This window comes from Klebsiella sp. X1-16S-Nf21 (assembly GCF_002837615.1).
GTDB lineage: Bacteria > Pseudomonadota > Gammaproteobacteria > Enterobacterales > Enterobacteriaceae > Klebsiella > Klebsiella variicola.
In genome coordinates, this window is record NZ_PJDK01000048.1 from 19,522 (window position 1) to 41,767 (window position 22,246).

At 59.6% G+C, this 22,246-nt stretch carries 21 protein-coding genes; 6 read left to right on the forward strand and 15 right to left on the reverse strand.

What is annotated here, in order from left to right; genetic code table 11:
* The first annotated feature begins 20 nt into the window (after positions 1-20).
* Positions 21-377: a hypothetical protein gene (locus tag CW267_RS20020; RefSeq protein ID WP_012542503.1), complete on the forward strand. Its 357-nt coding sequence runs from the start codon at positions 21-23 to the stop codon at positions 375-377.
* 63 nt (positions 378-440) lie between these two features.
* Here CW267_RS20020 and betA read toward each other — a convergent pair whose 3' ends face one another.
* The 3 genes from betA to betI are packed head-to-tail and all read right to left on the reverse strand — an operon-like array spanning position 441 to position 4,192.
* On the reverse strand, positions 441-2,105 hold the full coding sequence (gene betA, locus CW267_RS20025) for a choline dehydrogenase (RefSeq protein WP_022064795.1): 1,665 nt from the start codon (positions 2,103-2,105) through the stop codon (positions 441-443).
* Positions 2,106-2,118: 13 nt separating this feature from the next.
* Positions 2,119-3,591, reverse strand: coding sequence for a betaine-aldehyde dehydrogenase (betB, locus tag CW267_RS20030; protein WP_012542501.1), 1,473 nt, complete (start codon positions 3,589-3,591; stop codon positions 2,119-2,121).
* 13 nt (positions 3,592-3,604) lie between these two features.
* Complete coding sequence (betI, locus tag CW267_RS20035) at positions 3,605-4,192, reverse strand: transcriptional regulator BetI (protein ID WP_004151671.1); 588 nt, start codon at positions 4,190-4,192, stop codon at positions 3,605-3,607.
* 128 nt (positions 4,193-4,320) lie between these two features.
* On the opposite strand from betI, the gene betT reads away from it, so the two are divergent.
* Positions 4,321-6,354, forward strand: a complete 2,034-nt coding sequence (gene betT / locus CW267_RS20045) for a choline BCCT transporter BetT (RefSeq protein WP_008805564.1) — start codon at positions 4,321-4,323, stop codon at positions 6,352-6,354.
* 46 nt (positions 6,355-6,400) lie between these two features.
* Here the strand turns inward: betT and ivy are convergent, their stop codons facing one another.
* Positions 6,401-6,847: an Ivy family C-type lysozyme inhibitor gene (ivy, locus tag CW267_RS20050; protein ID WP_008805565.1), complete on the reverse strand. Its 447-nt coding sequence runs from the start codon at positions 6,845-6,847 to the stop codon at positions 6,401-6,403.
* A 224-nt stretch (positions 6,848-7,071) separates the two neighbouring features.
* On the opposite strand from ivy, the gene CW267_RS31725 reads away from it, so the two are divergent.
* The gene (locus CW267_RS31725; RefSeq protein ID WP_008805566.1) at positions 7,072-8,328 is read left to right on the forward strand and encodes a mechanosensitive ion channel family protein; all 1,257 of its coding nucleotides are present in this window, start codon (positions 7,072-7,074) and stop codon (positions 8,326-8,328) included.
* On the opposite strand, the gene CW267_RS20060 is transcribed toward CW267_RS31725, so the two are convergent.
* Positions 8,325-9,218 (reverse strand): LysR substrate-binding domain-containing protein, encoded by an 894-nt coding sequence (locus CW267_RS20060; protein WP_023322206.1) that lies wholly within the window; start codon positions 9,216-9,218, stop codon positions 8,325-8,327. The two genes, CW267_RS31725 and CW267_RS20060, sit on opposite strands and share 4 nt — an antisense overlap.
* A 253-nt stretch (positions 9,219-9,471) precedes the next feature.
* Between CW267_RS20060 and CW267_RS20065 the strand changes: the two genes are divergently transcribed.
* The gene (locus CW267_RS20065) at positions 9,472-10,077 is read left to right on the forward strand and encodes a glutathione S-transferase (RefSeq protein WP_023287352.1); all 606 of its coding nucleotides are present in this window, start codon (positions 9,472-9,474) and stop codon (positions 10,075-10,077) included.
* 52 nt (positions 10,078-10,129) lie between these two features.
* Here CW267_RS20065 and CW267_RS20070 read toward each other — a convergent pair whose 3' ends face one another.
* The 8 genes from CW267_RS20070 to CW267_RS20105 form a co-directional block, all read right to left on the reverse strand.
* Positions 10,130-10,915: an SDR family oxidoreductase gene (locus CW267_RS20070; RefSeq protein ID WP_100781597.1), complete on the reverse strand. Its 786-nt coding sequence runs from the start codon at positions 10,913-10,915 to the stop codon at positions 10,130-10,132.
* A 201-nt stretch (positions 10,916-11,116) separates the two neighbouring features.
* A complete protein-coding gene (locus tag CW267_RS20075; RefSeq protein WP_004191416.1) occupies positions 11,117-11,914 on the reverse strand; it encodes an SDR family oxidoreductase in 798 nt (265 codons plus the stop codon).
* Positions 11,915-11,974: 60 nt separating this feature from the next.
* Positions 11,975-13,042 carry an ABC transporter permease gene (locus CW267_RS20080; protein ID WP_002893591.1) on the reverse strand — a complete coding sequence of 356 codons (1,068 nt, stop codon included), beginning with the start codon at positions 13,040-13,042 and terminating at the stop codon, positions 11,975-11,977.
* A gap of 17 nt (positions 13,043-13,059) precedes the next feature.
* Positions 13,060-14,604: a sugar ABC transporter ATP-binding protein gene (locus CW267_RS20085; RefSeq protein ID WP_023339764.1), complete on the reverse strand. Its 1,545-nt coding sequence runs from the start codon at positions 14,602-14,604 to the stop codon at positions 13,060-13,062.
* Position 14,605: 1 nt separating this feature from the next.
* Positions 14,606-15,226, reverse strand: a complete 621-nt coding sequence (locus CW267_RS20090) for a DUF2291 family protein (RefSeq protein WP_004176927.1) — start codon at positions 15,224-15,226, stop codon at positions 14,606-14,608.
* Between the two features lie 43 nt (positions 15,227-15,269).
* Positions 15,270-16,205 (reverse strand): D-ribose ABC transporter substrate-binding protein, encoded by a 936-nt coding sequence (locus CW267_RS20095; RefSeq protein WP_004176926.1) that lies wholly within the window; start codon positions 16,203-16,205, stop codon positions 15,270-15,272.
* A 159-nt stretch (positions 16,206-16,364) separates the two neighbouring features.
* Positions 16,365-17,885, reverse strand: a complete 1,521-nt coding sequence (locus tag CW267_RS20100; RefSeq protein ID WP_023322208.1) for an FGGY family carbohydrate kinase — start codon at positions 17,883-17,885, stop codon at positions 16,365-16,367.
* Between the two features lie 349 nt (positions 17,886-18,234).
* Positions 18,235-19,185 (reverse strand): sugar-binding transcriptional regulator, encoded by a 951-nt coding sequence (locus CW267_RS20105; RefSeq protein WP_002893602.1) that lies wholly within the window; start codon positions 19,183-19,185, stop codon positions 18,235-18,237.
* A 374-nt stretch (positions 19,186-19,559) separates the two neighbouring features.
* On the opposite strand from CW267_RS20105, the gene CW267_RS20115 reads away from it, so the two are divergent.
* Entirely contained in the window at positions 19,560-20,390 is an 831-nt protein-coding gene (locus CW267_RS20115; protein WP_008805574.1) for a transketolase, read from the forward strand.
* Positions 20,383-21,318, forward strand: a complete 936-nt coding sequence (locus CW267_RS20120) for a transketolase family protein (RefSeq protein ID WP_008805575.1) — start codon at positions 20,383-20,385, stop codon at positions 21,316-21,318. The genes CW267_RS20115 and CW267_RS20120 overlap by 8 nt, the downstream gene beginning before the upstream one ends.
* A gap of 34 nt (positions 21,319-21,352) precedes the next feature.
* On the opposite strand, the gene entD is transcribed toward CW267_RS20120, so the two are convergent.
* The gene (gene entD, locus CW267_RS20125; RefSeq protein WP_063106229.1) at positions 21,353-21,982 is read right to left on the reverse strand and encodes an enterobactin synthase subunit EntD; all 630 of its coding nucleotides are present in this window, start codon (positions 21,980-21,982) and stop codon (positions 21,353-21,355) included.
* Between the two features lie 66 nt (positions 21,983-22,048).
* A partial coding sequence (locus CW267_RS20130) for a TonB-dependent receptor (protein ID WP_133124747.1) occupies positions 22,049-22,246 on the reverse strand: 198 nt, incomplete at its 5' end.

The window sequence follows — 22,246 nt, forward strand, 5'->3', positions numbered from 1 at the left end:
CTTTATGTTATGGAAATATAATGAGAATTTACGGCGTGATGGCCATTGCCGTTCTGCTGGTGGCCTGCGGAGTCATTCACCCCTTCGGCGACAAAACCGTCTATCAGTCCTATTCAGTATCCGATCGGCCGGGGCTGCAGTGGCGCTATGACTGCATACGCAGCGCCCTGAAGCCGCAAGGCTATGAGGTTGAGCGCATCTTCCCTGAGCAGAATGCGCCAAACTTCTTTGATATTTCGCAGTACGGCACACGAGTCGCCCAGATCGATATGTACCAGGTGGCTGGGGCGAGGACGATAAGTATCACCCTGATATCCGGTGCAAAACAGGTGAATGCTGCTGTTGATAGCATTATTCAGCCGTGCCTTGAGCGCTAAGGGATGCTGGAAAGGTGAGGAGTGTCCTTTCCGCATGGGAAAGGACAAGTGCGGCATAGACGATTAGCGGCGAACCGGCGCGTCGCCAGCGACATAATACGCCGCGGTGCTGCGCGGCAGCGGCTGGCGGCCGCGAATGGCGTCGGCCATCTTCTCGCCGATCATAATGGTGGTGGCGTTGAGGTTGCCGGTGATGATCTGCGGCATAATCGAGGCATCGACCACCCGCACGCCTTCCAGACCGTGGACGCGGCCCTCGCCATCGACCACCGCCATCTCGTCGTAACCCATCTTACAGGTCCCGCACGGGTGGAACGCGGTCTCGGCGTGGTTGCGCACAAACTCATCCAGCTCGGCATCGCTCTGGCATTCTGTTCCCGGACTGATTTCGCGGCCGCGATACTTATCCAGCGCCGGCTGGTTCATGATTTCGCGGGTAATGCGGATGGCGTCGCGGAACTCCTGCCAGTCCTGCTCATGGGACATATAGTTAAACAGGATCGCCGGATGGGCGTGCGGGTCGCGCGACTTCAGGCGCACGTGGCCGCGGCTGGGCGAACGCATTGAACCGACGTGGCACTGGAAGCCGTGCTCTTTCACCGCGTTGGAGCCATTGTAGTTAATCGCCACCGGCAGGAAGTGGTACTGAATGTTCGGCCAGGCGAACTCTGCGCGGCTGCGGATAAAACCGCCTGCTTCGAACTGGTTGCTGGCGCCGATGCCGGTGCCGCCGAACAGCCACTCGGCGCCGATCTTCGGCTGGTTCCACCACTGTAGCGCCGGGTAGAGCGACACCGGCTCTTTGCATTCATATTGCAGATACATCTCCAGATGGTCCTGCAGGTTCTCACCCACGCCGGGGAGATCGTGCACCACCGGGATATCGAACTGCCTGAGCAGCTCCGGGTTACCCACGCCGGAGCGCTGCAGGATCTGCGGCGAGGCAATCGCCCCGGCGCACAGCAGCACCTCTTTGTTGGCCGTCGCTTTTGACGGGATCGTGCTTTCTCCCTCCAGCCACTCGACGCCCACCGCGCGCTTGCCGGCAAAAATAATGTGATCGGTCAGCGCATGGGTGCGGATGGTCAGGTTCGGGCGCCCTCGCGCCTGGTCGAGATAGCCGCGGGCGGTACTGGCGCGACGGCCCTGCGGCGTCACGGTGCGGTCCATCGGGCCAAAGCCTTCCTGCTGGTAGCCGTTGAGATCGTCGGTACGCGGATAGCCCGCCTGCACCCCGGCTTCAACCATCGCCTCGAAGAGCGGATTATTGCCCGGCTTCGGTGTCGTCACGCTCACCGGGCCATCGCCGCCGTGGTAGTCGTTAGGCCCGATATCGCGGGTTTCCGCTTTCCGGTAGTAGGGCAGGCAGTCGAGATAGCTCCAGTGTTCCAGACCCGGCTCTTTGGCCCAGTTATCCAGATCCATCGCGTTACCGCGAATGTAGCACATGCCGTTGATCAGCGAGGAGCCGCCGAGCCCTTTGCCGCGTCCGCACTCCATGCGGCGATGGTTCATGTACGGCTCAGGTTCGGTTTCGTAGGCCCAGTTGTAGCGTTTGCCCTGCAGCGGGTAAGCCAGCGCGGCGGGCATCTGGGTGCGGAAGTCGAACCGGTAGTCCGGGCCGCCGGCTTCCAGCAGCAGGACGGTGGTGTTTGGATCTTCAGTCAGTCGTGTCGCCAGAACGTTGCCGGCGGAGCCGGCGCCAATAATGATGTAGTCAAATTGCAAAAAAACCTCCCGGTTAAAATATGGACTGGAATTTACCCATCTCAACCTGGATGGACTTCACCTGGGTGTAACTCTGCAGCGTCATGACGCCATTCTCGCGGCCAATGCCGGAGTGCTTATAGCCGCCAACCGGCATCTCCGCCGGGGATTCCCCCCAGCTGTTGATCCAGCAGATGCCGGCTTCCAGCTGGTGGATAAGACGGTGGGCACGGTTGAGGTTGGGCGTCACCACGCCGGCGGCGAGGCCGTATTCGGTGGCGTTGGCGCGGCGAATGACCTCCGCTTCGTCGGTATAGCTGAGGATCGACATAACCGGGCCGAAGATCTCTTCGCGCACGATAGTCATCTCGTCGCTACAGTCGGTAAACACCGTCGGGGCGACCCACGCGCCGTTATCGAAACCGTCGCCTTTCAGCGCCTCGCCGCCGCACAGCAGGCGCGCGCCTTCGCGTTTGCCGCTCTCGATATAGCGCAGAACGTTGTCGCGATGGGGGAAGCTGACCAGCGGGCCGAAGTTGGTGTCATCGGCAAACAGATCGCCGGGGCGGATGCGGCCCACGCGTTCGAGGATCTTGTGCTCGAATTCCGCCTTCTGTTTCGCCGGGACAAACACCCGGGTGCCGTTGGTGCACACCTGACCGGAGCTGTAGAAGTTGGCCATCATGGCGATATCGGCGGCGAGGTCGAGGTCGGCATCGTCCGCGATAATCAGCGGCGATTTACCGCCCAGCTCCATGGTGACCTCTTTCAGCGACGAGGCCGCGGAGTTGGCCATCACTTTTTTGCCGCTGGCGACGCCGCCGGTGAAGGAGATTTTGGCGATACCCGGATGTTCGGTCAGATACTGGCCGGTCTCCGCGCCGATCCCCGGCAGGACGTTAAACACCCCGTCCGGCAGGCCCGCTTCGCTGTAAATTTCCGCCAGCTTGAGGGCGGTGAGCGGGGTGACCTCGCTCGGTTTGAAAATCATCGCATTGCCGGCGGCCAGCGCTGGCGCCGATTTCCACAGGGCGATCTGGATCGGGTAGTTCCACGCGCCGATCCCGGCTACCACCCCCAGCGGTTCGCGACGGGTATAGACGAAGGAACTGTCGCGCAGCGGGATCTGGCTACCTTCCAGCGCCGGGATCAAGCCAGCGTAATACTCCAGCACGTCGGCGCCGGTGACGATATCGACGGCGGCGGTTTCGCTGAGGGGTTTCCCGGTATCCAGCGTCTCCAGCCGCGCCAGCTCATCGTTGCGCTGGCGCAGAAGGTCGACGGCGCGACGCAGGATGCGCGAGCGTTCCATGGCGGTCATCGCCGCCCAGATTTTTTGCCCACGCTGCGCGCTCTCGACGGCGCGGTCGACATCCTCGCGTCCGGCAGCCTGAACGGTCGCCAGCACCTCGCCAGTGGCAGGGTTGATGGTCTCGAAGGTGCGACCGCTGGTGGCCGATGTATAACCACCATTAATATAAAGCTGCTGTTCTGCCATTCGGGACATAACGCCTCCTCGGTTATGGGTTCGGTAAATGCTGACGAATAAAGTGGCTGGTCAGCGACTGCGCCAGCGTCTTATCCAGCGGTTTGCCGCTGAGCGCCGCCCGCAGCCACAGGCCGTCTATCAGCGCCGCCAGCCCGTAGCCGGCCTCCTGCGCCTGCTCGCGCGGCAGCTCGCGGCGGAATTCGTACACCAGGTTCGACAGCAGCCGACGGCTGCTGACCTGCTGTAACCGATAAAGCATCGGCTGGTGCATGCTGCTGGCCCAGAAGGCCAGCCAGGCCTTCATCGCCGCGCTGCTGATCTGCGTCTCATCAAAGTTGCCGCCGACAATCGCCTGCAGGCGCTGGCTGGCGCTGCCGTCCGGCAGGGCGTGCAGACGGTTGAGCACCGCGTCGCGCAGCTGGCTGGTGATGTCGCGCATGGTCGCCTCCAGCAGACCATTTTTATCTTTGAAATAGTGACTGATGATCCCCGTCGATACGCCCGCCCGTCGGGCGATCTGCGCGATGGTCGCATCATGCATTCCGACTTCATTTATAGCGTCCAGCGTGGCGTCGATCAGTTGCCTGCGCCGGATTGGCTGCATCCCCAGTTTGGGCATTTTTGCCACTCCATTCATCAGCGTTGGTTAACTATTAAAGCGGTTTTTGATTGGACGTTCAATATAAAATGTGTCTTAATTGTTACGTTATTGAATTTTAATAGTTACAAAAACAGTGGGGATACTGGATGACAGATCTTTCGCAAAACAGAGAAAAGGACAAAATCAATCCGGTGGTTTTTTATACCTCGGCCGGACTGATTTTGTTGTTTTCCCTGATGACGATCTTTTTTCGCGATTTTTCTGCCGAGTGGATTGGGCGCACCCTCAACTGGGTGTCGAAAACCTTCGGCTGGTACTATCTGCTGGCGGCGACGCTGTATATCGTCTTTGTCGTCTGCATTGCCTGCTCGCGCTTCGGCTCGGTGAAGCTCGGCCCGGAGCAGTCCAAGCCCGAGTTCAGCTTGCTGAGCTGGGCGGCGATGCTGTTTGCCGCCGGGATCGGTATCGACCTGATGTTCTTCTCGGTCGCCGAGCCGGTGACGCAATATATGCAGCCGCCGGAAGGGGCGGGGCAGACCATCGAGGCGGCGCGCCAGGCGATGGTCTGGACGCTGTTTCACTATGGCTTAACCGGTTGGTCAATGTATGCCCTGATGGGCATGGCGCTGGGATACTTTAGCTATCGTTATAATTTGCCGCTCACCATCCGCTCGGCGCTGTACCCGATTTTTGGCAAACGGATCAATGGGCCCATCGGCCACAGCGTCGATATTGCGGCGGTGATCGGCACCATCTTCGGCATCGCCACCACCCTCGGTATCGGCGTCGTGCAGCTCAACTACGGTCTGAGCGTGCTGTTCGATATTCCGGACTCGCTGGCGGCGAAAGCGGCCCTGATTGCGCTGTCGGTGATCATCGCCACCATCTCGGTCACCTCCGGGGTGGACAAGGGCATCCGCGTGCTCTCCGAGCTGAACGTCGCCCTCGCGCTGGGGCTGATCCTGTTCGTGCTGTTCATGGGCGATACCTCCTTCCTGCTCAATGCGTTAGTGCTGAACGTCGGCGACTACGTCAATCGCTTTATGGGGATGACGCTGAACAGCTTCGCCTTCGACCGGCCGGTGGAATGGATGAATAACTGGACGCTCTTTTTCTGGGCGTGGTGGGTGGCCTGGTCGCCGTTTGTGGGCCTGTTCCTGGCGCGCATTTCGCGCGGGCGCACCATCCGCCAGTTTGTGATGGGCACCCTGATTATTCCCTTCACCTTTACCCTGCTGTGGCTATCGGTGTTCGGCAACAGCGCGCTGTATGAGATTATTCACGGCGACGCGGCCTTTGCCGAGGAGGCGATGGTCCACCCGGAACGCGGATTCTACAGCCTGCTGGCGCAGTACCCGGCGTTTACCTTTAGCGCGTCGGTGGCGACCATTACCGGTCTGCTGTTCTACGTCACCTCCGCCGACTCCGGCGCGCTGGTGCTGGGGAACTTCACCTCGAAGCTGAAGGACATCAACAGCGACGCCCCGAACTGGCTGCGCATCTTCTGGTCGGTGGCCATCGGTCTGTTGACCCTCGGGATGCTGATGACCAACGGCATCTCGGCGCTGCAGAACACCACGGTGATCATGGGTCTGCCGTTCAGCTTTGTGATTTTCTTCGTGATGGCCGGACTGTATAAATCCCTGAAAGTGGAAGATTACCGCCGGGTCAGCGCCAGTCGCGACACCGCCCCGCGTCCGATGGGCCTCCAGGATCGTCTGAGCTGGAAGAAGCGCCTGTCGCGGCTGATGAATTACCCGGGCACGCGTTATACCAAACAGATGATGGAGACGGTGTGCTACCCGGCGATGGAAGAGGTAGCCCAGGAGCTGCGGCTGCGCGGCGCCGCGGTGGAACTGAAGAGCCTGCCGCCGGAAGAGGGCGAGAACCTGGGCCACCTCGATCTGCTGGTGCACATGGGCGACGAGCAGAACTTTATCTACAAGATCTGGCCGCAGCAGTACTCGGTGCCGGGCTTTACCTATCGGGCGCGCAGCGGGAAATCCACCTATTACCGGCTGGAGACCTTCCTGCTGGAGGGCAGTCAGGGTAACGACCTGATGGACTACAGCAAAGAGCAGGTGATCACCGATATTCTCGACCAGTACGAACGGCACCTGAACTTTATCCATCTGCACAGGGAAGCGCCGGGGAACAGCGTGATGTTCCCGGATGGCTAATCAGGGGATCCCCCGTCGGGAAAAGGCTGACGGGGGCGACGGGCGGTTACGGGTAGTTAAAGGCGTCCGGATGGTTGTCGAGGCTACCGCTGAGGGCGGCAAACAGCACGGTTTTGCCATCGATGGACAGGGCATCGCTGACGTTAAGCCAGGTCAGCTTCTCCTGGTCGGTTTTTTCATCGACCACCGAGTACACGCCCGACATCTGTTGGCTTTTCTCGGACCAGATCACCGCGATACGTTCATGACCGCAGTCGTGGGGTTTGCAGGCGCTTAACACCTGCCAGGATTCGCTACCCAGCTTCACCGTCTGCGCCGGTGAACCGGTGCCGCCGGTGGTTACCCAGGCGGGCAGCTGATGGCCTTTGACCATCTGGTTAAACGACGCCCGGGTGGCGGCATCGTGGGCCAGACTGTTCAACGTGACATCGCCTTGCGCCATGACGCTGGCGGAGGCGGCTAAGGTGATGATAGCGGTAAGCGCTTTAAACATGTTTCCTCCTGGACTTATTCCGTCCTCATAACAAGCCTCTTTATAGTGAGCGTAGGGAATGATTAATGCAAACTCTGACATATTTTCTGTGAATGATTAGAAGCGGTGCGCGCATGGACGTTACGCTAAGCGATATGCCATGATGCGGATTGATTTATTTTCCAAATATATGCCCTTGTGATAAAGCAGTCAGCGAAATGGCATAGTTATTCAGGCGATATAGCATGGCGTATGTGAATCATCTACTGACGTTTATTGAGAGTAATCCGGCGCTGGCGGTGGGGTTTAATCTTATTCTGCTGCTGGTCTCCGGCATATTTGCCCATCTTTTATGCAAGTTCTTGCTGATTAAAGTGGTGCGTAAGGTCTTCTTTAGTAGCCACAAACAGGATGTGCCGCTGGAGAAGGATCGACGCATCGCCGAAAAACTGTCCAATTTCATTCCGGTTATTATCGTCTATTACGTCCTGCAGTTTATGCCGGCGATGCCGGCATCGCTGGTGACGGCGATTAATACCATCTGCGGGATCTTGTTTTTTATTTTTATGTCGGTGTTTTTCAACGAGATGCTGGATATTGTCAACAGCTCTTATCTGCGAAAGACCAAACGTAAAAATCATTCCATTAAGGGCTATATCCAGATAGGCAAAATCTTAGTTCACATCCTGGCGGCGATTATGATCCTCGCCGTGATGTCGAACAAATCGCCGATCATTATTATCTCCAGTCTGGGGGCCGTGGCGGCAGTGCTGATGATCGTGTTCCAGCATACCCTGCTGTCGCTGGTGGCGAACGTTCAGTTGTCGTCTAACGACGTGCTCCAGCTGGGGGACTGGATTGAAATGCCTGACAAGAACCTCAGCGGTGAAGTGACGGACATCGCGCTGCACACCATTACCATCCGCAACTGGGACAATACGATCTCCCGCATCCCGACGAAGAATTTCCTCACCGAGACCTATACCAACTGGCAGGCGATGTTCTCCTCCGGGGCGCGGCGGATCATGCGCAGTATCGCCATCGATCAGCACTCGGTGCGTTTTCTCGACCAGGAGATGCTCTCCTCGATGCTAACCATCCGCGGGGTGAGTGAGCCTTTGGGCACGCTGCTTGACGGCCGGGATCCCGGCGGCGTGGCCGACCGCTGGTTTGTCGATAACGGGCTGACCAACCTGACCCTGTTTCGCCACTATCTGATGCACTATCTCGCCGAGCGACCGGATATTATTAAGGAGATGTACATTGTGGCGAGAACGCTGAAACCGTCGCCGTCGGGCATCCCGCTGGAGATTTACTGCTTCACCTCCTCGACGCTGTGGAAAGACTACGAAAACACCCAGTCGGCGATATTTGAGTACATTACCGCGGTGGCCGGACAGTTTTCCCTGCGACTTTATCAGTATCCCGCCGGGCACGATTTCTGGCGTCTCTCCCAGGAGCACGCCGCCCGGACGGGCCTGCCGCCTTCGGCCGAAGGCTAAGCGCTGATTTGCTGGCGCCAGAGGGCGATCTCCTCCCCCAGCCAGGCGATGAACCGGGCGACTTCCGGCCGGTTCTCCGCCTGCGGGGAGACGGTTAGCCAGTAGTGCCAGGGGTAGGGGACGGTGACGGCGGTGAGCTGCACAAGCTCGCCGCGGGCTATCGCCCCCGCCACCAGCGAGCGCCGCTCCAGCGCTACGCCGGCCCCCAGGCGGACCGCCTCCAGCACCAGATTGGAGTCGTTCAGACGCAGGCCCGCGGGGACGATCGGCTTTTCCAGTCCCGCCTGGCTGCACCAGGCATGCCAGGACTCCATGGAAAAAATAATATCGCTGGCGGCGATCGCCTGCGGGGTGGTCGGCAGGTCGCCGCTGCGATAGTGCGGCGCGGCCACCACCAGTTGTTCATCGGCAAACAGATGCCGGCTTTCCATCCCCTCCCAGTCGCCTTGCCCCATGCGAATGGCCAGATCAATACCCTCCTGTTGCAGGTTAACCACCGCCAGGCTGGTCAGCAGGCGCACCGCGATCTGCGGATGCCGCGCCTGAAAGCGCGCCAGCCGCGGCAGCAGCCAGTGGCAGCCAAAGGAGGGGAGCGTCGCCAGGGTCACTTCCAGGGTGCGGGGTTTGATCTGCACCATGCGCGTGGCGTCGGCGATGTGCTGTAACGCCTCGCGGATTTGCAGGGCATAGAGCCGTCCTTCTTCCGTGATGCGCACCCCGCGGCCGTGGCGGATAAAGAGCGTGACGCCGACCAGCGCTTCCAGCTGTTTGATGTGCTGGCTGACCGCCGAATGGGTCACGCTCAACTCGTGGGCGGCCTGCGTCACGCTGCCGAGGCGCGCCACCGCCTCAAAGCTGCGCAGGCTGGCGACAGGGGGAAAATCTGCCATGGTGGTTTCTCTGTCAGTGAGTCGATACGTTAACGTTACTACCGGGTTAGCGGCTTTTAAAGCCGCTGCAAACAAGCTGAAAAGGAGCCAAATGCTGCCTCAGTCGGTATAGCACAAGGGGAACTGGAGGGCTACCGCGAATCGCCAATCTGTTAGTTTGACTAACCATTGCGGTAAGTATCCCGTGATATTCGCGGCCTCGGTTTTCCAGTAAGGTAAAGCCGCAACCCCTTTATCGCAGGCAGGAGTGACGATGAAACTCATTGGTATGATGGATTCACCTTATGTAAGACGCGTGGCGGTTTCTCTGGCGCTCTATGGCGTGGAATTCGAGAGCCTGCCGCTCTCGGTCTTTAGCGGCTTTGACGAATTTTCCCGTATTAATCCGGTGGTCAAGGCGCCGACGGTGGTGCTCGATAACGGGACGCAACTGATGGACTCCACCCTGATCCTCCACTATTTCGAAACGACCAATCCCACCGGGCGCCGGCTGCTTCCCGCGCATCCCGAGGCGCTGGCCCGCGATCTGCACCTGCTGGGGGTGATCCTCGCCGCCAGTGAAAAAGCGGTCCAGCATGTTTATGAGCACCGTCTGCGGCCGGAAGAGAAGCAGCATCAGCCGTGGATAGCCCGGGTGACCGGCCAACTGCTCGCCGCCTGTCGGGAATGGGACGCCCGGCTGGCAGACCGCGCCGCCGCCGCGCAGCCGGATCAGGTGCTGGTCACCAGCACGGTGGTCTGGTCCTTTATCCAGTTGATGATCCCGGCGGTGGTGTCGGCAGCGGCGTTTCCTCATATCCGCGCGCTGGCGGAGAAGGGGGAGGCGCTGCCGGTATTTCAACAGTATCCGCTGGTTTAACGGCAGGGATGGAGAGGGGCGCCGCAGCGTGGCGCCCTGAAGCAGGAGAGGATCACCAGCCGACAAACCCGCCGTCGACCACCAGGTCTACGCCGGTGCAGAACGAGGCGGCGTCGCTGGCGAGGAACAGCGCCGGGCCGGCCATCTCTTCCACCTTCGCCATTCGCTGCATCGGCGTCTGGCTTTCAAACTCGCGGGTCTGGTGCACCATCTCCGGACGGGTATTCATCGGCGTGGCGGTATATCCCGGGCTGATGGAATTGACGCGGATCCCTTTGCCCACCCACTCCATCGCCAGGCTTTTCGACAGATGGATCACGCCGGCTTTAGAGCAGTTGTAATGTGCCTGGTCGAGGCCGCGGTTAACGATAATCCCCGACATCGAGGCGATATTAATAATCGACCCGCCGCCGGACTCCAGCATCAGTTCCGCTTCAGCTTTGCAGGAGTTCCATACGCCGGTGAGATTGATATCGATCACCCGCTGCCATTGCTCGCTCTCCATCTCCAGCGCCGGATTGGCGTTGGCGATCCCGGCGGCGTTGACGGCGATGTCGAGGCGGCCAAAGCGGTTTTTGGCCAGCGCGACGGCGGCGCGCAGGTCGGCAATCTGGCGGACATCGCCGGTATAAGAACAAGCCTGACCGCCGATGGATTCAATATGGCTGACCGTTTCCGCCAGCCCGCCGTCGTCGCGAAGATCAAAACAGACTACCCGCGCACCCGCGCTGGCGAGGCTGCAGGCGATGGTCTGGCCGATACCGCTGCCGGCGCCGGTGACGAAGGCGACGCGCCCCTGCAGGTTAAACAGCTGCTGTGCAAAATCTTTACCGATCATAATGTTTACTCTCTTCAATATAGTGTCGAACGTCGGGAGCCCTTTTTCCCGAATGGCGGCGCGTAGCGCCTTATCCGGGCAACCTTTCGGCGGTGTTACGTAGCCCCGGTAAGCGTAACGCCACCGGGGGGCCGTCCCGGCGTGGTGGCGCCAATGCGGGACGCCTTATTCGGGCGATGGGGCCCGCTAACCCGCGGGGAATTACGACATAATCAAACCGCCATCGATATTGATGGTCTGCCCGGTGAGGTAGCGTGCGTCGTCGGAGGCGAGGAAGGCCACCAGCCCGGCCACGTCTTCCGGTTTACCGGCGCGTTTCATCGGAATGCCCTCGACCCACTCGGCCATCAGTTCGCCCTTGCCGTAGCGCTTCTGCTCGGTGCTGAGAATTTCGCCCCACACGCGATCGTTGTAATCCCACATTTCGCTTTCAATAATGCCCGGGCAGAAGGCGTTGACGGTGATATTCCACGGCGCCAGCTCGTGAGCCAGGCTTTGGGTAATGCCGATCACGCCCATTTTGCTGGCGGCATAATGCGGCGTGTAGATAAAGCCCTGTCGCCCCTGGCCGGAAGAGGTATTGATCAGGCTGCCGTGATTCTGTTTCACCATATATTTGGCCGCCTCGCGGCAGCACAGCCACACGCCGGTGGTGTTGACCGCCAGCACTTTTTCGAAATCGGCTTTTGGCATCCGGTCGTAGTAATCGATGGTGATCACTCCGGCGTTCTGAATGGAGACGTCAATGGTGCCGAAGCGCGCGGCGGCCTGCTCATACAGCGACTGCACCTGGGCTTCATCGGTGACATCGACCTGCAGCGATAAAATATCCGCCTGATAGCGCTGACGCAGGGTTTCGGCGGTCTCGTGAACGCGCTCGGCGTTGGAGACCATCACCAGATTCGCGCCGTCGCGGGCAAAGCGCTCCGCAATACCTGCGCCGATGCCGCGGCAGGCGCCGGTGATCACCACCGTTTTGTTCTGGAAATCTCGTTGCATATTTTTTCCCTTTCGCTGAGCCGGGCACCAGGCCCGGCGGAAGATGTGAATCGTTGCCGGTTAGCTGGAGGTGGCGCCGTTGGGGGGGATGGCGGCCAGTTTCTCCTCGTGGCGGCGCATCAGGATGACCTTGCTCTGCAACTTCTGCTGGAACTGGTCGACGACCACAGCGGTGACGATCACCACGCCTTTAATCACCATCTGCCAGAAGTCGCTAACGCCCATCATCACCATGCCGTCGGCAAGGAAGACGATGACGAAGGCGCCGATAATGGACCCGGTCACCCGACCACGGCCGCCGGCCAGCGCGGTACCGCCGAGCACGGTGGCGCCGATGGCGTCCATCTCAAACATGTTGCCGGTCATCGGGTGCGCGGTTTGCAGCTGTGATGCGACGATCAGGCCGACAAACGCCGCGCACAGGCCGGAGAAGGCATAGACGAATATTTTCGCTTTCACGATCGGCACGCCGGCGAGGCGGGCGGCAGACTCATTGCCGCCGATGGCGTAGATGTAGCGGCCAAGCGGCGTTTTGGTGGTCAGCCAGTAGCCCAGCACGAGGAAGCCGATCATCAGCCAGATCGGCAGATAGACGCCGAGCAGGGTGCCGGAGCCGAGGGTGGCGAAACCGGTGTTGCCCAGCGCTTCCATGCCATTGAGATTCGGGTAGGTGCTCCCGTCGTTAAACAGCAGCGCGGAGCCGCGGGCGACGTACATCATGCCTAAGGTGCAGATAAACGGCGCCACGCCGAAGCGGGTGATCACCGCGCCGTTGACCAGACCGACCAGCACGCCGAAGATCGCCACGCAGAGGATCACCTCCGGGACATTAAAGAAGAGGATATCGCCGTTCCACAGCGGCAGGCCGTTGGTCAGCAGCGCGCCCGCCACCATGCCGCAGATCCCCGCCACCGCGCCGACGGACAGGTCAATGCCGCCGGTGAGAATGACCAGCGTCATGCCGATGGCCAGCAGGCCGGTGATCGCCACGTGCTGGGTCATGATCAGCAGGTTAGAGGCGGTCAGGAAGTTGGGTACCATCACGCTGAAGAACGCGATCACCAGCAGGAGGGCGATAAAGGTGCGGGCCTTCAGCAGGTACATATAAATCATATATTTCTGGTTCATGATGGATTCCAGCCTGATTAATCTTGAGGTGTTGAAGCCGCGATTAACTGTTCGCGGGTCACCGCGTGACGCGGTAGATCGGCGGTAATGCGGCCATCGGCCATCACCAGGATGCGGTCGGCAAGGGCCATCACCTCATCCAGCTCCGAAGATGAGAACATCACCGCCAGCCCCTGCTGGGCCATTTTGCCGATCAGGTGATAGACGTCGGTTTTCGCGCCGACGTCGATGCCGCGCGTCGGTTCGTCGAGGAACACCACCTGCGGCTGGGTCATCAGCGCTTTACCCAGCACCACTTTTTGTTGATTGCCGCCGCTCAGCGAGGTGATGGGCAATGTGGCGTCGCTGACCTTGATCGCCAGCTGCTGGATCATCTCTTTCACGCAGGACTCTTCTTTCTGCGGATTCAACCAGCGCCAGGCGCGGCGGAACCCCTGCAGGCTGAAATCAGAGAGCGTCATGTTGGCCTGAATCGACATCATCTGCACCACGCCTTCGCCCTGACGGTCCTCCGGCACCAGCGCCAGCCCCTTTTTCAGGCGCTGTTGAAAGCGAGATTTGCCGATGCTTTCGCCGTTAAGATGCACCTCGCCGCGCTGGCAGGGCATCAAGCCCACCAGGCCTTTAAACAGCTCGGTGCGCCCGGCGCCCAGCAGGCCGTAAATACCGATCACTTCGCCTTTGCTGAGGGTGAAGGTGACGTCATTAAGTTTGTAGCCGCCGCTCGGATGCAGCGCGGTCAGCCCTTTGACGTCAAGCACTGCGTCGCCTTTCGGCGCCGGTTGATAATCAAAGTGTTTTTTCTTATCACCGACCATCTGCTCGATGATCCACGGAACGCTGGCGTCGCTGACGTGACGCTCGCTGATAAAACGACCGTCGCGGAAAATGGTGATGTTGTCGCCAATCTCCATCAGCTCTTCGAGGCGATGCGAGATATAGATGATGGTCACGCCGCGGCGTTTAAGCTGCGCGATCACCTTGAACAGCACTTTGACCTCAGACTGGCTGAGCGCCGAGGTGGGCTCGTCCATGATCAGCACCCGGGTGTCTTTCGACAGGGCGCGGGCAATCTCGACTAACTGCTGGTGGCCGATACCGAGTTCACCCAGCGGAGCATAAGGATCGACATCCAGCTCCAGCCGTTCCAGCAGCGATTTGGCCAGCGCGTACTGGTATTTTTCGTTAATGCGTCCTTTCTGAAAGAATTCATTCGCCATGAAGATGTTGTCCATCACATTCATATTGGGGAATAAATTCAGTTCCTGAAAAATAATACTGATGCCCAGTTTTTCTGCCTGATGCGTCGACTGTAATGAAACCGCTTCGCCATCGAGAATAATTTGCCCGGAAGAGGGCGTTTCCACACCGGCAAGCATTTTCATCATGGTGGATTTACCCGCACCATTTTCTCCGATCAGCACGTTGACCTTATTTCGATAGACCCGGTAATTGACATTATCCAGGGCGGTCACGCCGGGATAGACGCGCGAAAGGCCGCGGGTTTCGATAATCACTTCGGACTCAACGGGCTGGAGAGCGACGAGATCGTGCGGCGCCATATTATTGTCCCCCCGCATGAATGATTTTCGCCGGGGTAATTTCCGGGAGAGTTTGCGGAATATCCCAGGCCGAGAAGACGCCGTACACCTCCACGCTATCGCCGGTTTTGACGTTGGCTGTCTGAATCATTTTGACCGCCTGACTGTTGATATTCTTGCTGTACTCGCCGAACAGCACCTGGTCATTAAAGTCCTGATAGCTGGCGCCGCTGTAGCCGTCGCGCAGCTGGGTGCCGCGCAGGGTAGGGCCAATCTGCACCGTCACCTTGCCGACGCTGGCGTCGGACAGGGTCATTTTGCCGCTGCGCGAGGCGGTATCGAGTTTGCTGACGGTGCCTGAAACCTTGACGTAGAAGATGCAGGGGTTTTCATCCTGCGCACGGTAGCCGAGGGTTTTACAGGCGCTATCAATGTCTTTTGCCGCCTTGAGCGCGCTCATCAGTTCCGCCGCCGGACGCGCTTTCGTCACCACCTGCGGTACGATGCTCTGCTGCCAGGTTTTATCCATATTCGCCATATGCGGGTTGGGCGGGGATTTCAGGTCTGCCAGCTCCTGCTGCGAGACGATGCGACAGCCCCCTAGCGCCAGTACGGCCAGCGTCAGACAGGTTTTCTTAAACATAATGCTCTCCTCTGCGCCCCCGCAGGGGCGCAACCACCCGAACTCAGGACTTAATGTTGAAATCCTGGACTTTATCGGCGTTATCCTGGGTAATCAGAATGCCGCGGAACATCACGCGCTGCTTCGCCGGCTTCTCGCCTTTTTGCAGGTAGTTATCCAGATCGGTGACGCCCTGAGCGGCGATGGCCTGCGCCTGCAGCATCACGGTTGCCTGCAGGGTGCCGGCTTTCACGGCGTCGCGCTCATCGTTGCTGCCGTCGATGCCGACGACGATCACATCGCTACGGTTGGCTGCTTTCAGCGCCGCAATCGCGCCGAGGGCTACCGGCCCGTTGCCACAGATGACGCCTTTCACGTCGGGGTGAGCCTGCAGGATGCTGTCCATGATGCGTTTGCCGTCGATCAGGGTGCCTTTGGCATCCTGTTTCGCCACGCTGACCATATCCGGATACTGGTCAATGACCTGATGGAAAGATTTAGAACGGGTGACGCAGTTATTATCGGCGAGGTTGCAGGTCAGCTCGGCGTATTTGCCTTTCTCCGCCATTTTTTCCACGAAGACGTTGGCGACCTCAGAGCCGGCCTGGAAGTTATTGTGGGTAATTTGTTCCAGCGCCACATCATCAACCGGAATTTCGCGGTTAATTAAGACCACCGGAATGCCGGCTTTTTTGGCTTTTTCAATGGCGGCGACGCTGGCGGTGGAATCAGCGTTATCGAGAATAATGCCCTGCACTTTTTTACCAATCGCGGTGTCGATAAGCTCATTCTGCTTTTTGACATCTTCGCCATGGGACAGCACGGTAGTTTTATAGCCGAGCGCCTGGGCTTTTTCGCTGGCGCCTTTGGCTTCCGAGGCGTAATACGGGTTATCCAGCGAGTTGACCATGATCATAATGGTGCCTTTCTCCGCGGCGTGCGCGGCAAAGGAGAAGGCGGTCAGGGTAGCAGCGGTTAAAAGGGTTATACGTAATTTCATGACTCTGTTCCTGTATTTTTATATTCGAACAAATGAGCCCCTGAGCGGGCAGGCTTTTACGGTCTGAAATTTCCCCTGATGTATTCGGGGATAGCGATATCGTTATGGGCCGGGTTTCTCCTGTGATAAGTGAATGCGTGTCGTCGCGCAGTCTGGCGGTCAGGCTGGCGAGTCCGGTTTCCATAATGTTCGGTCGACCGCATGGCGCCACTCCTGCCAGCGCGTTTGTAAACGCTGGTGGCGGGCCATGTCGGGCTGAAAGGTGCTGTGTTCGGTTAAGAAGGCTTGCAGATCGGCGGTCGACCCCGGATGGAGCGCTTTGCGCGCCAGCAACGCCGCGCCGATGGCGGACAGCTCCGGCACGTCGCTGCGCATCACCGGGCAGCCGAGCAGATCGGCCTGGTATTGCATCAGCCAGTCATTGTTGGTCGGCCCGCCGTCCACCATCAACGCCGTCAGGGTGAACTCCTCATGCTGACGCATCGCCACCACCACGTCGGCTATCTGATAGGTGATGGACTCCAGCGCCGCACGGATCAGATGCGCGCGTTTCACCCCGCGACTCAGGCCGCAAATCACGCCGCGGGCGCTGTCGTCCCACCAGGGGGCGCCAAGACCGGTCAGCGCCGGCACGAAGTAGACCCCGAGGGTTGAGTCGACGGAGGCGGGGAGGGTATTCAGCTCATGGGCCAGCTCGGCGGCAGAGAGTTCGCTCAGGCCGGTGCTGTCCGCCATCCAGGCGACGGCATCGCCGGTGTGAGGAATATTCCCTTCCAGGCCCCACACCAGCTGGTCGCCATCGTGCCAGGCGACAGTGGTCGCCAGCGCGTCGATATCGCACTTCGCCGATTTGACCGGGGCCATGACCGAAGAGCCGGTGCCGTAGGTGGCTTTGACGCAGCCTGCCTCGCCGAGCGCGTGGCCGAACAGTGCCGCGTGGGAGTCGCCGATCATCGCCATGATCGGAATACCGTCCGGAATGGCGGCCAGTCCTTTGGTATGGCCGAAGAGGCCGCTCGACGGTTTAATGTCCGGCAACGCCGCGCGCGGAATGCCGAACAGCGTCAGCATCTCGTCGTCCCACTCGCCGCGGTGCAGGTTCAGCAGCTGGGTGCGGGCGGCATTGGAGTAGTCGCAGCAGAAGGCTTCTCCAGCGGTCAGATTCCACAGCAGCCAGCTGTCGATGGTGCCGAGGCAAATCTCACCGCGTTCGGCACGCAGGTGGCCATCGACAGTCGCATCCAGCAGCCAGCGCATTTTGGAGGCCGAGAACAGCGGGGCGATTGGCAGGCCGGTGGCACGCTTAATGTGCTGTTCCTGGCGATCGTGACGCAGTGTGTCGCAGAACGCGGCGCTGCGGGTGCATTGCCAGGTGATCGCCGCGTTAATCGGTTCACCGCTGTCGCGATACCAGCCGATGGCGGTTTCCCGCTGGTTGCTGATGGCCAGCGCGGCGACGTTTTCCGCGCCAACGTGAGCCACCGCGCTGGCGATCACCGCCAGCGAGGCGGTAACCAGCGCTTCGCCCGATTGCTCCACCCAGCCGTCGCGCGGCGTTTGGATCGCCAGCGGCTGCGAGAATTTGACGATAACTTTGCCCCGGCTGTCCAGCACCACCGCTTTGGCGTTGGTGGTGCCTTCATCCAGGGCAATGATGAACTCTTTTGCTGTCGCCTGCATCGTGCTCTCCTCGGTCACTCGGTGTCCTGGAACCGCGAAGACGAGGAATATCTCCCACCGTCTCCTGCGTCTGTGCAGGCCATGTTGTGACATTTCGTTATCATCTTTTTAATCACTGAATATATATTCGATAGTGATTATTTATTTGATACCTTAAGCCACAAACCCGGTGACGGGCTACCGGAAAAATCATCAATTGTGCTGGCAATCACATTTCGCCGATCGGTGAAAGCGGCAGTTGGCGGCTGGAGTGGTTGATTAACTGATTGAATTTAAATGTATTAACAGAGCCAGCCCTGAAGCTAAAAAAGCACGTCAGGGCGGCAGTGAGGAAAAGCAGCGCGGCAGGTTAGTCGCTAACCAGCATGCGAGCGGTAGGATAATCGGTGATTAAAACATCAATGTAGCCGCCGGTGAGGGCGCCTTTGATGGCCGCGACTTTATCGGTACCGCCGGCCAGCGCGACCACGTTCGGGCATTTTTTGACCTTCTCCAGCGCCATACCGATCACCGGATCTTCATCATCGCGTAACACCGGATGGCCGTTTTTGTCGTAGTAGTGCAGGCAGATATCACCCACCGCGCCGCGCGCCGCCAGCACCTGCAGCATATCTTCGTGATAGTAGTTACCGGAGGTTTTCAGCAGTTGAGAGGGTTCGAGAATGCCGATGCCGACGATGGCGATATCCACTTCATCAAAGCGCGACACCACGTCAGCGACGTCTTTGCTGGCCAGCAGCCGGTTGCGCTCCTCCATGGATCCCTCGATGCTCTGTGACGGCAGCAGCCAGGCGTCGCAATTCAGGCGCTGGGCGAGGGTCTGGGTAAGAATCGTCGCCTGCACGTTACCGTTTGGCCCGACGCCGCCCAGCAGCTGGATCACGCCGCTGGCTTTCAGGTTTTGCGCATGAACTTCATCGACCATCGCGCGAATGGTTGAGCTCCACGAGGAGACGCCAATCAGATCTTTTGGCCGCAGCCGGGTTTCCAGATAGTGGGCGGCAGCGGAGCCAATCGCCCGCTTGATGGTATGATCGCTGGCCTCTTCCTCGGTATCCACCACCACCGCCTGCTTAAGGCCGTAGCGATCCTCAAGCCCTTTTTCGAGCTTCAGAAAGATGTTGGACGGCTGAACGACGCTGATCTTGACGACGCCTTCTTTCTGGCAGCGGGTAATGGCGCGGGAGACAAATGACTGAGACAGCGAGAGAAGTTGGGCGATATCAGACTGCTTTCGTCCTTCCAGATAGTAAAGCGTGGCAATCTTAACCAATAGCCGTTGTTCATCCTGCTTAGCCATATTAATCCTCGAAAATCATTTATCGCCTTTCTTCAGGCGGTTAGCTGCAGCCATTATCGTAGTGACTTTTATCATACGCGAAAAAAAATCAGACTTAAGTGTGACAGGCGTCTAACTTTTGCCAATCCTCAAAATCGACTATGGACAAAAACAAAACAGCCAGGCCATAATCGAATAAAGAATCATTATTGAATATATATTCAAGGCGATTTCGAGTCAATGTGTTTATCCGGGCTTCGCCTGGAGCGGGAGGCAGAATGTTCCTGAGTAGGGCGCTGTGGCAGAAGGCTTACCACCCGGCATGGGGATATCTGGTTTTTTTAGTCCTTGCTGGAATAAATATTCCATGCTGAAAATAAATTCAGAGGTGTGAAATGAATCCCTACAGATATGATATTCAGACGCTGGAGCGTAAAGCCCGCGCGGTGCGGCGCCATATTGTGCGCTTAAACGCCAATAGTCCGGCCGGCGGCCACACCGGGGCTGACCTTTCGCAGGTCGAACTGTTAACCGCGCTCTATTTCCGCGTCCTTAACGTCGCGCCGGACCGGCTCGACGACCCGCAGCGCGATATCTACATCCAGTCGAAAGGCCACGCGGTGGGCTGCTACTACTGCGTCCTGGCGGAAGCGGGATTCTTCCCGGTCGAGTGGCTGGAGACCTACCAGCATGCCAACTCCCATCTCCCTGGCCACCCGGTGCGGCAGAAAACGCCGGGCATCGAGCTCAACACCGGCGCGCTGGGTCACGGTTTGCCTGTTGCGGTGGGGCTGGCGCTGGCCGCGAAGAAAAGCAACAGCACCCGCCGCATTTTTTTGATCACCGGCGACGGCGAACTGGCGGAAGGCAGTAACTGGGAAGCCGCCCTGGCGGCGGCGCACTACGGTCTGGATAACCTGGTCATTATTAATGATAAGAACAACCTCCAGCTGGCCGGGCCGACGCGCGAAATCATGAATACCGATCCGCTGGCCGATAAATGGCGCGCCTTCGGTATGGAAGTCAGCGAGTGCCAGGGTAACGACATGGCCTCGGTGGTCGCGGCCATCGAGGGGCTACAGCAGAACGGTAAACCGAACGTTATTATTGCCAACACCACGAAAGGCGCGGGGATCTCCTTTATCCAGGGGCGCCCGGAGTGGCACCACCGGGTGCCGAAAGGCGAAGAGATCGCTCTGGCGCTGGAGGAACTGAAAGATGAGTAATACAGAACACCTGGCTAACGTCATGGTCGAGGCCTTTATCGCCGCCGTGGAAAGCGGCGTCGATCTGGTGCCGGTGGTGGCCGACTCCACGTCGACGGCTAAAATCGCCCCCTTTATTAAGCAGTTTCCCGGTCGGCTGGTGAACGTCGGCATCGCTGAGCAGAGCATGGTCGGCACCGCCGCCGGTCTGGCGCTGGGCGGCAAAGTGGCGGTGACCTGTAACGCCGCGCCGTTTCTTATCTCGCGGGCCAATGAGCAAATCAAAGTGGATGTCTGCTACAACAACACCAACGTCAAGCTGTTCGGCCTTAACGCCGGAGCCAGCTACGGCCCGCTGGCCAGCACCCACCATGCCATTGACGATCTGGCGGTGATGCGCGGCTTTGGCAATATCCAGATCTTCGCCCCCTCCACGCCGCGCGAATGTCGGCAGATCATCGACTATGCTCTTGCTTATCAGGGCCCGGTCTATATTCGTCTCGATGGCAAGGCGCTGCCGGAGCTGCTTGACGAGTCGTATCGCTTTGTTCCCGGCGCCGTGTTGACCCTGCGCGAAGGCGAGGACGTCGCGCTGGTGGCCACCGGTTCGACGGTGCATGAAGTGGTGGAGGCGGCGCAGCAGCTTGCCGACCTCGGTATCCAGGCGAAAGTGGTCAGCGTGCCGTCGATCCGCCCCTGCGATACCGCGGCGCTGCTGGCGGCGCTCCGGCCGTGTGGTTCGGTGATCACCGTCGAAGAGCATAACGTCAACGGCGGGCTGGGTAGCCTGGTGGCGGAGGTGCTGGCGGAAGCGGGGGTGGGCATTGCCCTGCAGCGGTTGGGGATCCCGGACGGGGAGTACGCCGCCGCCGCCGATCGCGGCTGGATGCGCCAGTACCACGGGTTTGATGCCGCCGCCATCGTTGCCCTGGTGCAAAAAAGAGACTGATGGCCTGAACGCCCGTCGCGTGAAGCGCGGGCGTTTACTGCTGCAATGCGCAAAGCGTGATGACCTGCTCCTCCGACGCTATCCAGTGCAAGAGATAGCGTTGCTCCGCAAACTTAAGCGCTAAGGTGCTTGCCGTTATGTCCACGATCTGAAAATCGGCGAACCCCAGCGCGCGCTGATTTGCCGCAGGCGTCGCCTTAAACCCACTCTCTTTTGCCGAAAACGCCAGCGTCAGCGCCAGCGGGAAGGGCAGGCCGCTGCGCAGCAGCGCTGTTTTTTCCGCCGGACTGATAATGCTGTCCTCCAGCTCCGCCGCCATCTGGGGGGTAAACCGGCGCTCAATATCGACGCCCACCGGCCGATCGGCGATCACCGCCAGCGCGCGCTGGGCGCAGTGGCTGATGCTACCGAACCAGGGCGTGGGCCACAGCGGCTGGCGCTGGTCGCCGATGGCGGGAGGCTGTTTCTCCCCCACCTCGCGCAGGGCGTATACCGCGGCGATGCGTCCGGCCAGGTGTTCCGCCTGCCGCTTGCGGCCCCAGCCGGTCAGGCTGGCGTGATAGGGCAGCCAGAACAGATCTTCAGGCTGGAAAGTCGCCGGGTCGAAATCGATCTGCTGCAGCGTATAGCCGGCCAGCGGCAAAGCGGTGCGATGGTGGCGCATAGGGTAAGGTTACCGCGGTTGTCCCCGCCCTTTGTCCAGCAAGGGCGGGGGAGGGAGAAGCCGCTATCAGAAGTGGGTGTTGACGCTCAGGTACCAGGTGCGGCCCGATTCGTTATAGGTCTCGGCGCCGGCGCCGTACATCGTGCCGGTGGCGCCCCCGGTGGTCTGGGCGTTGCCCGCGCGCCAGTGGCGCTTGTCGAAGACGTTATCCACGCCGCCGGTCAGACTGACATATTTGGTGACGTCCCAGGTCGCGCTCAGGCC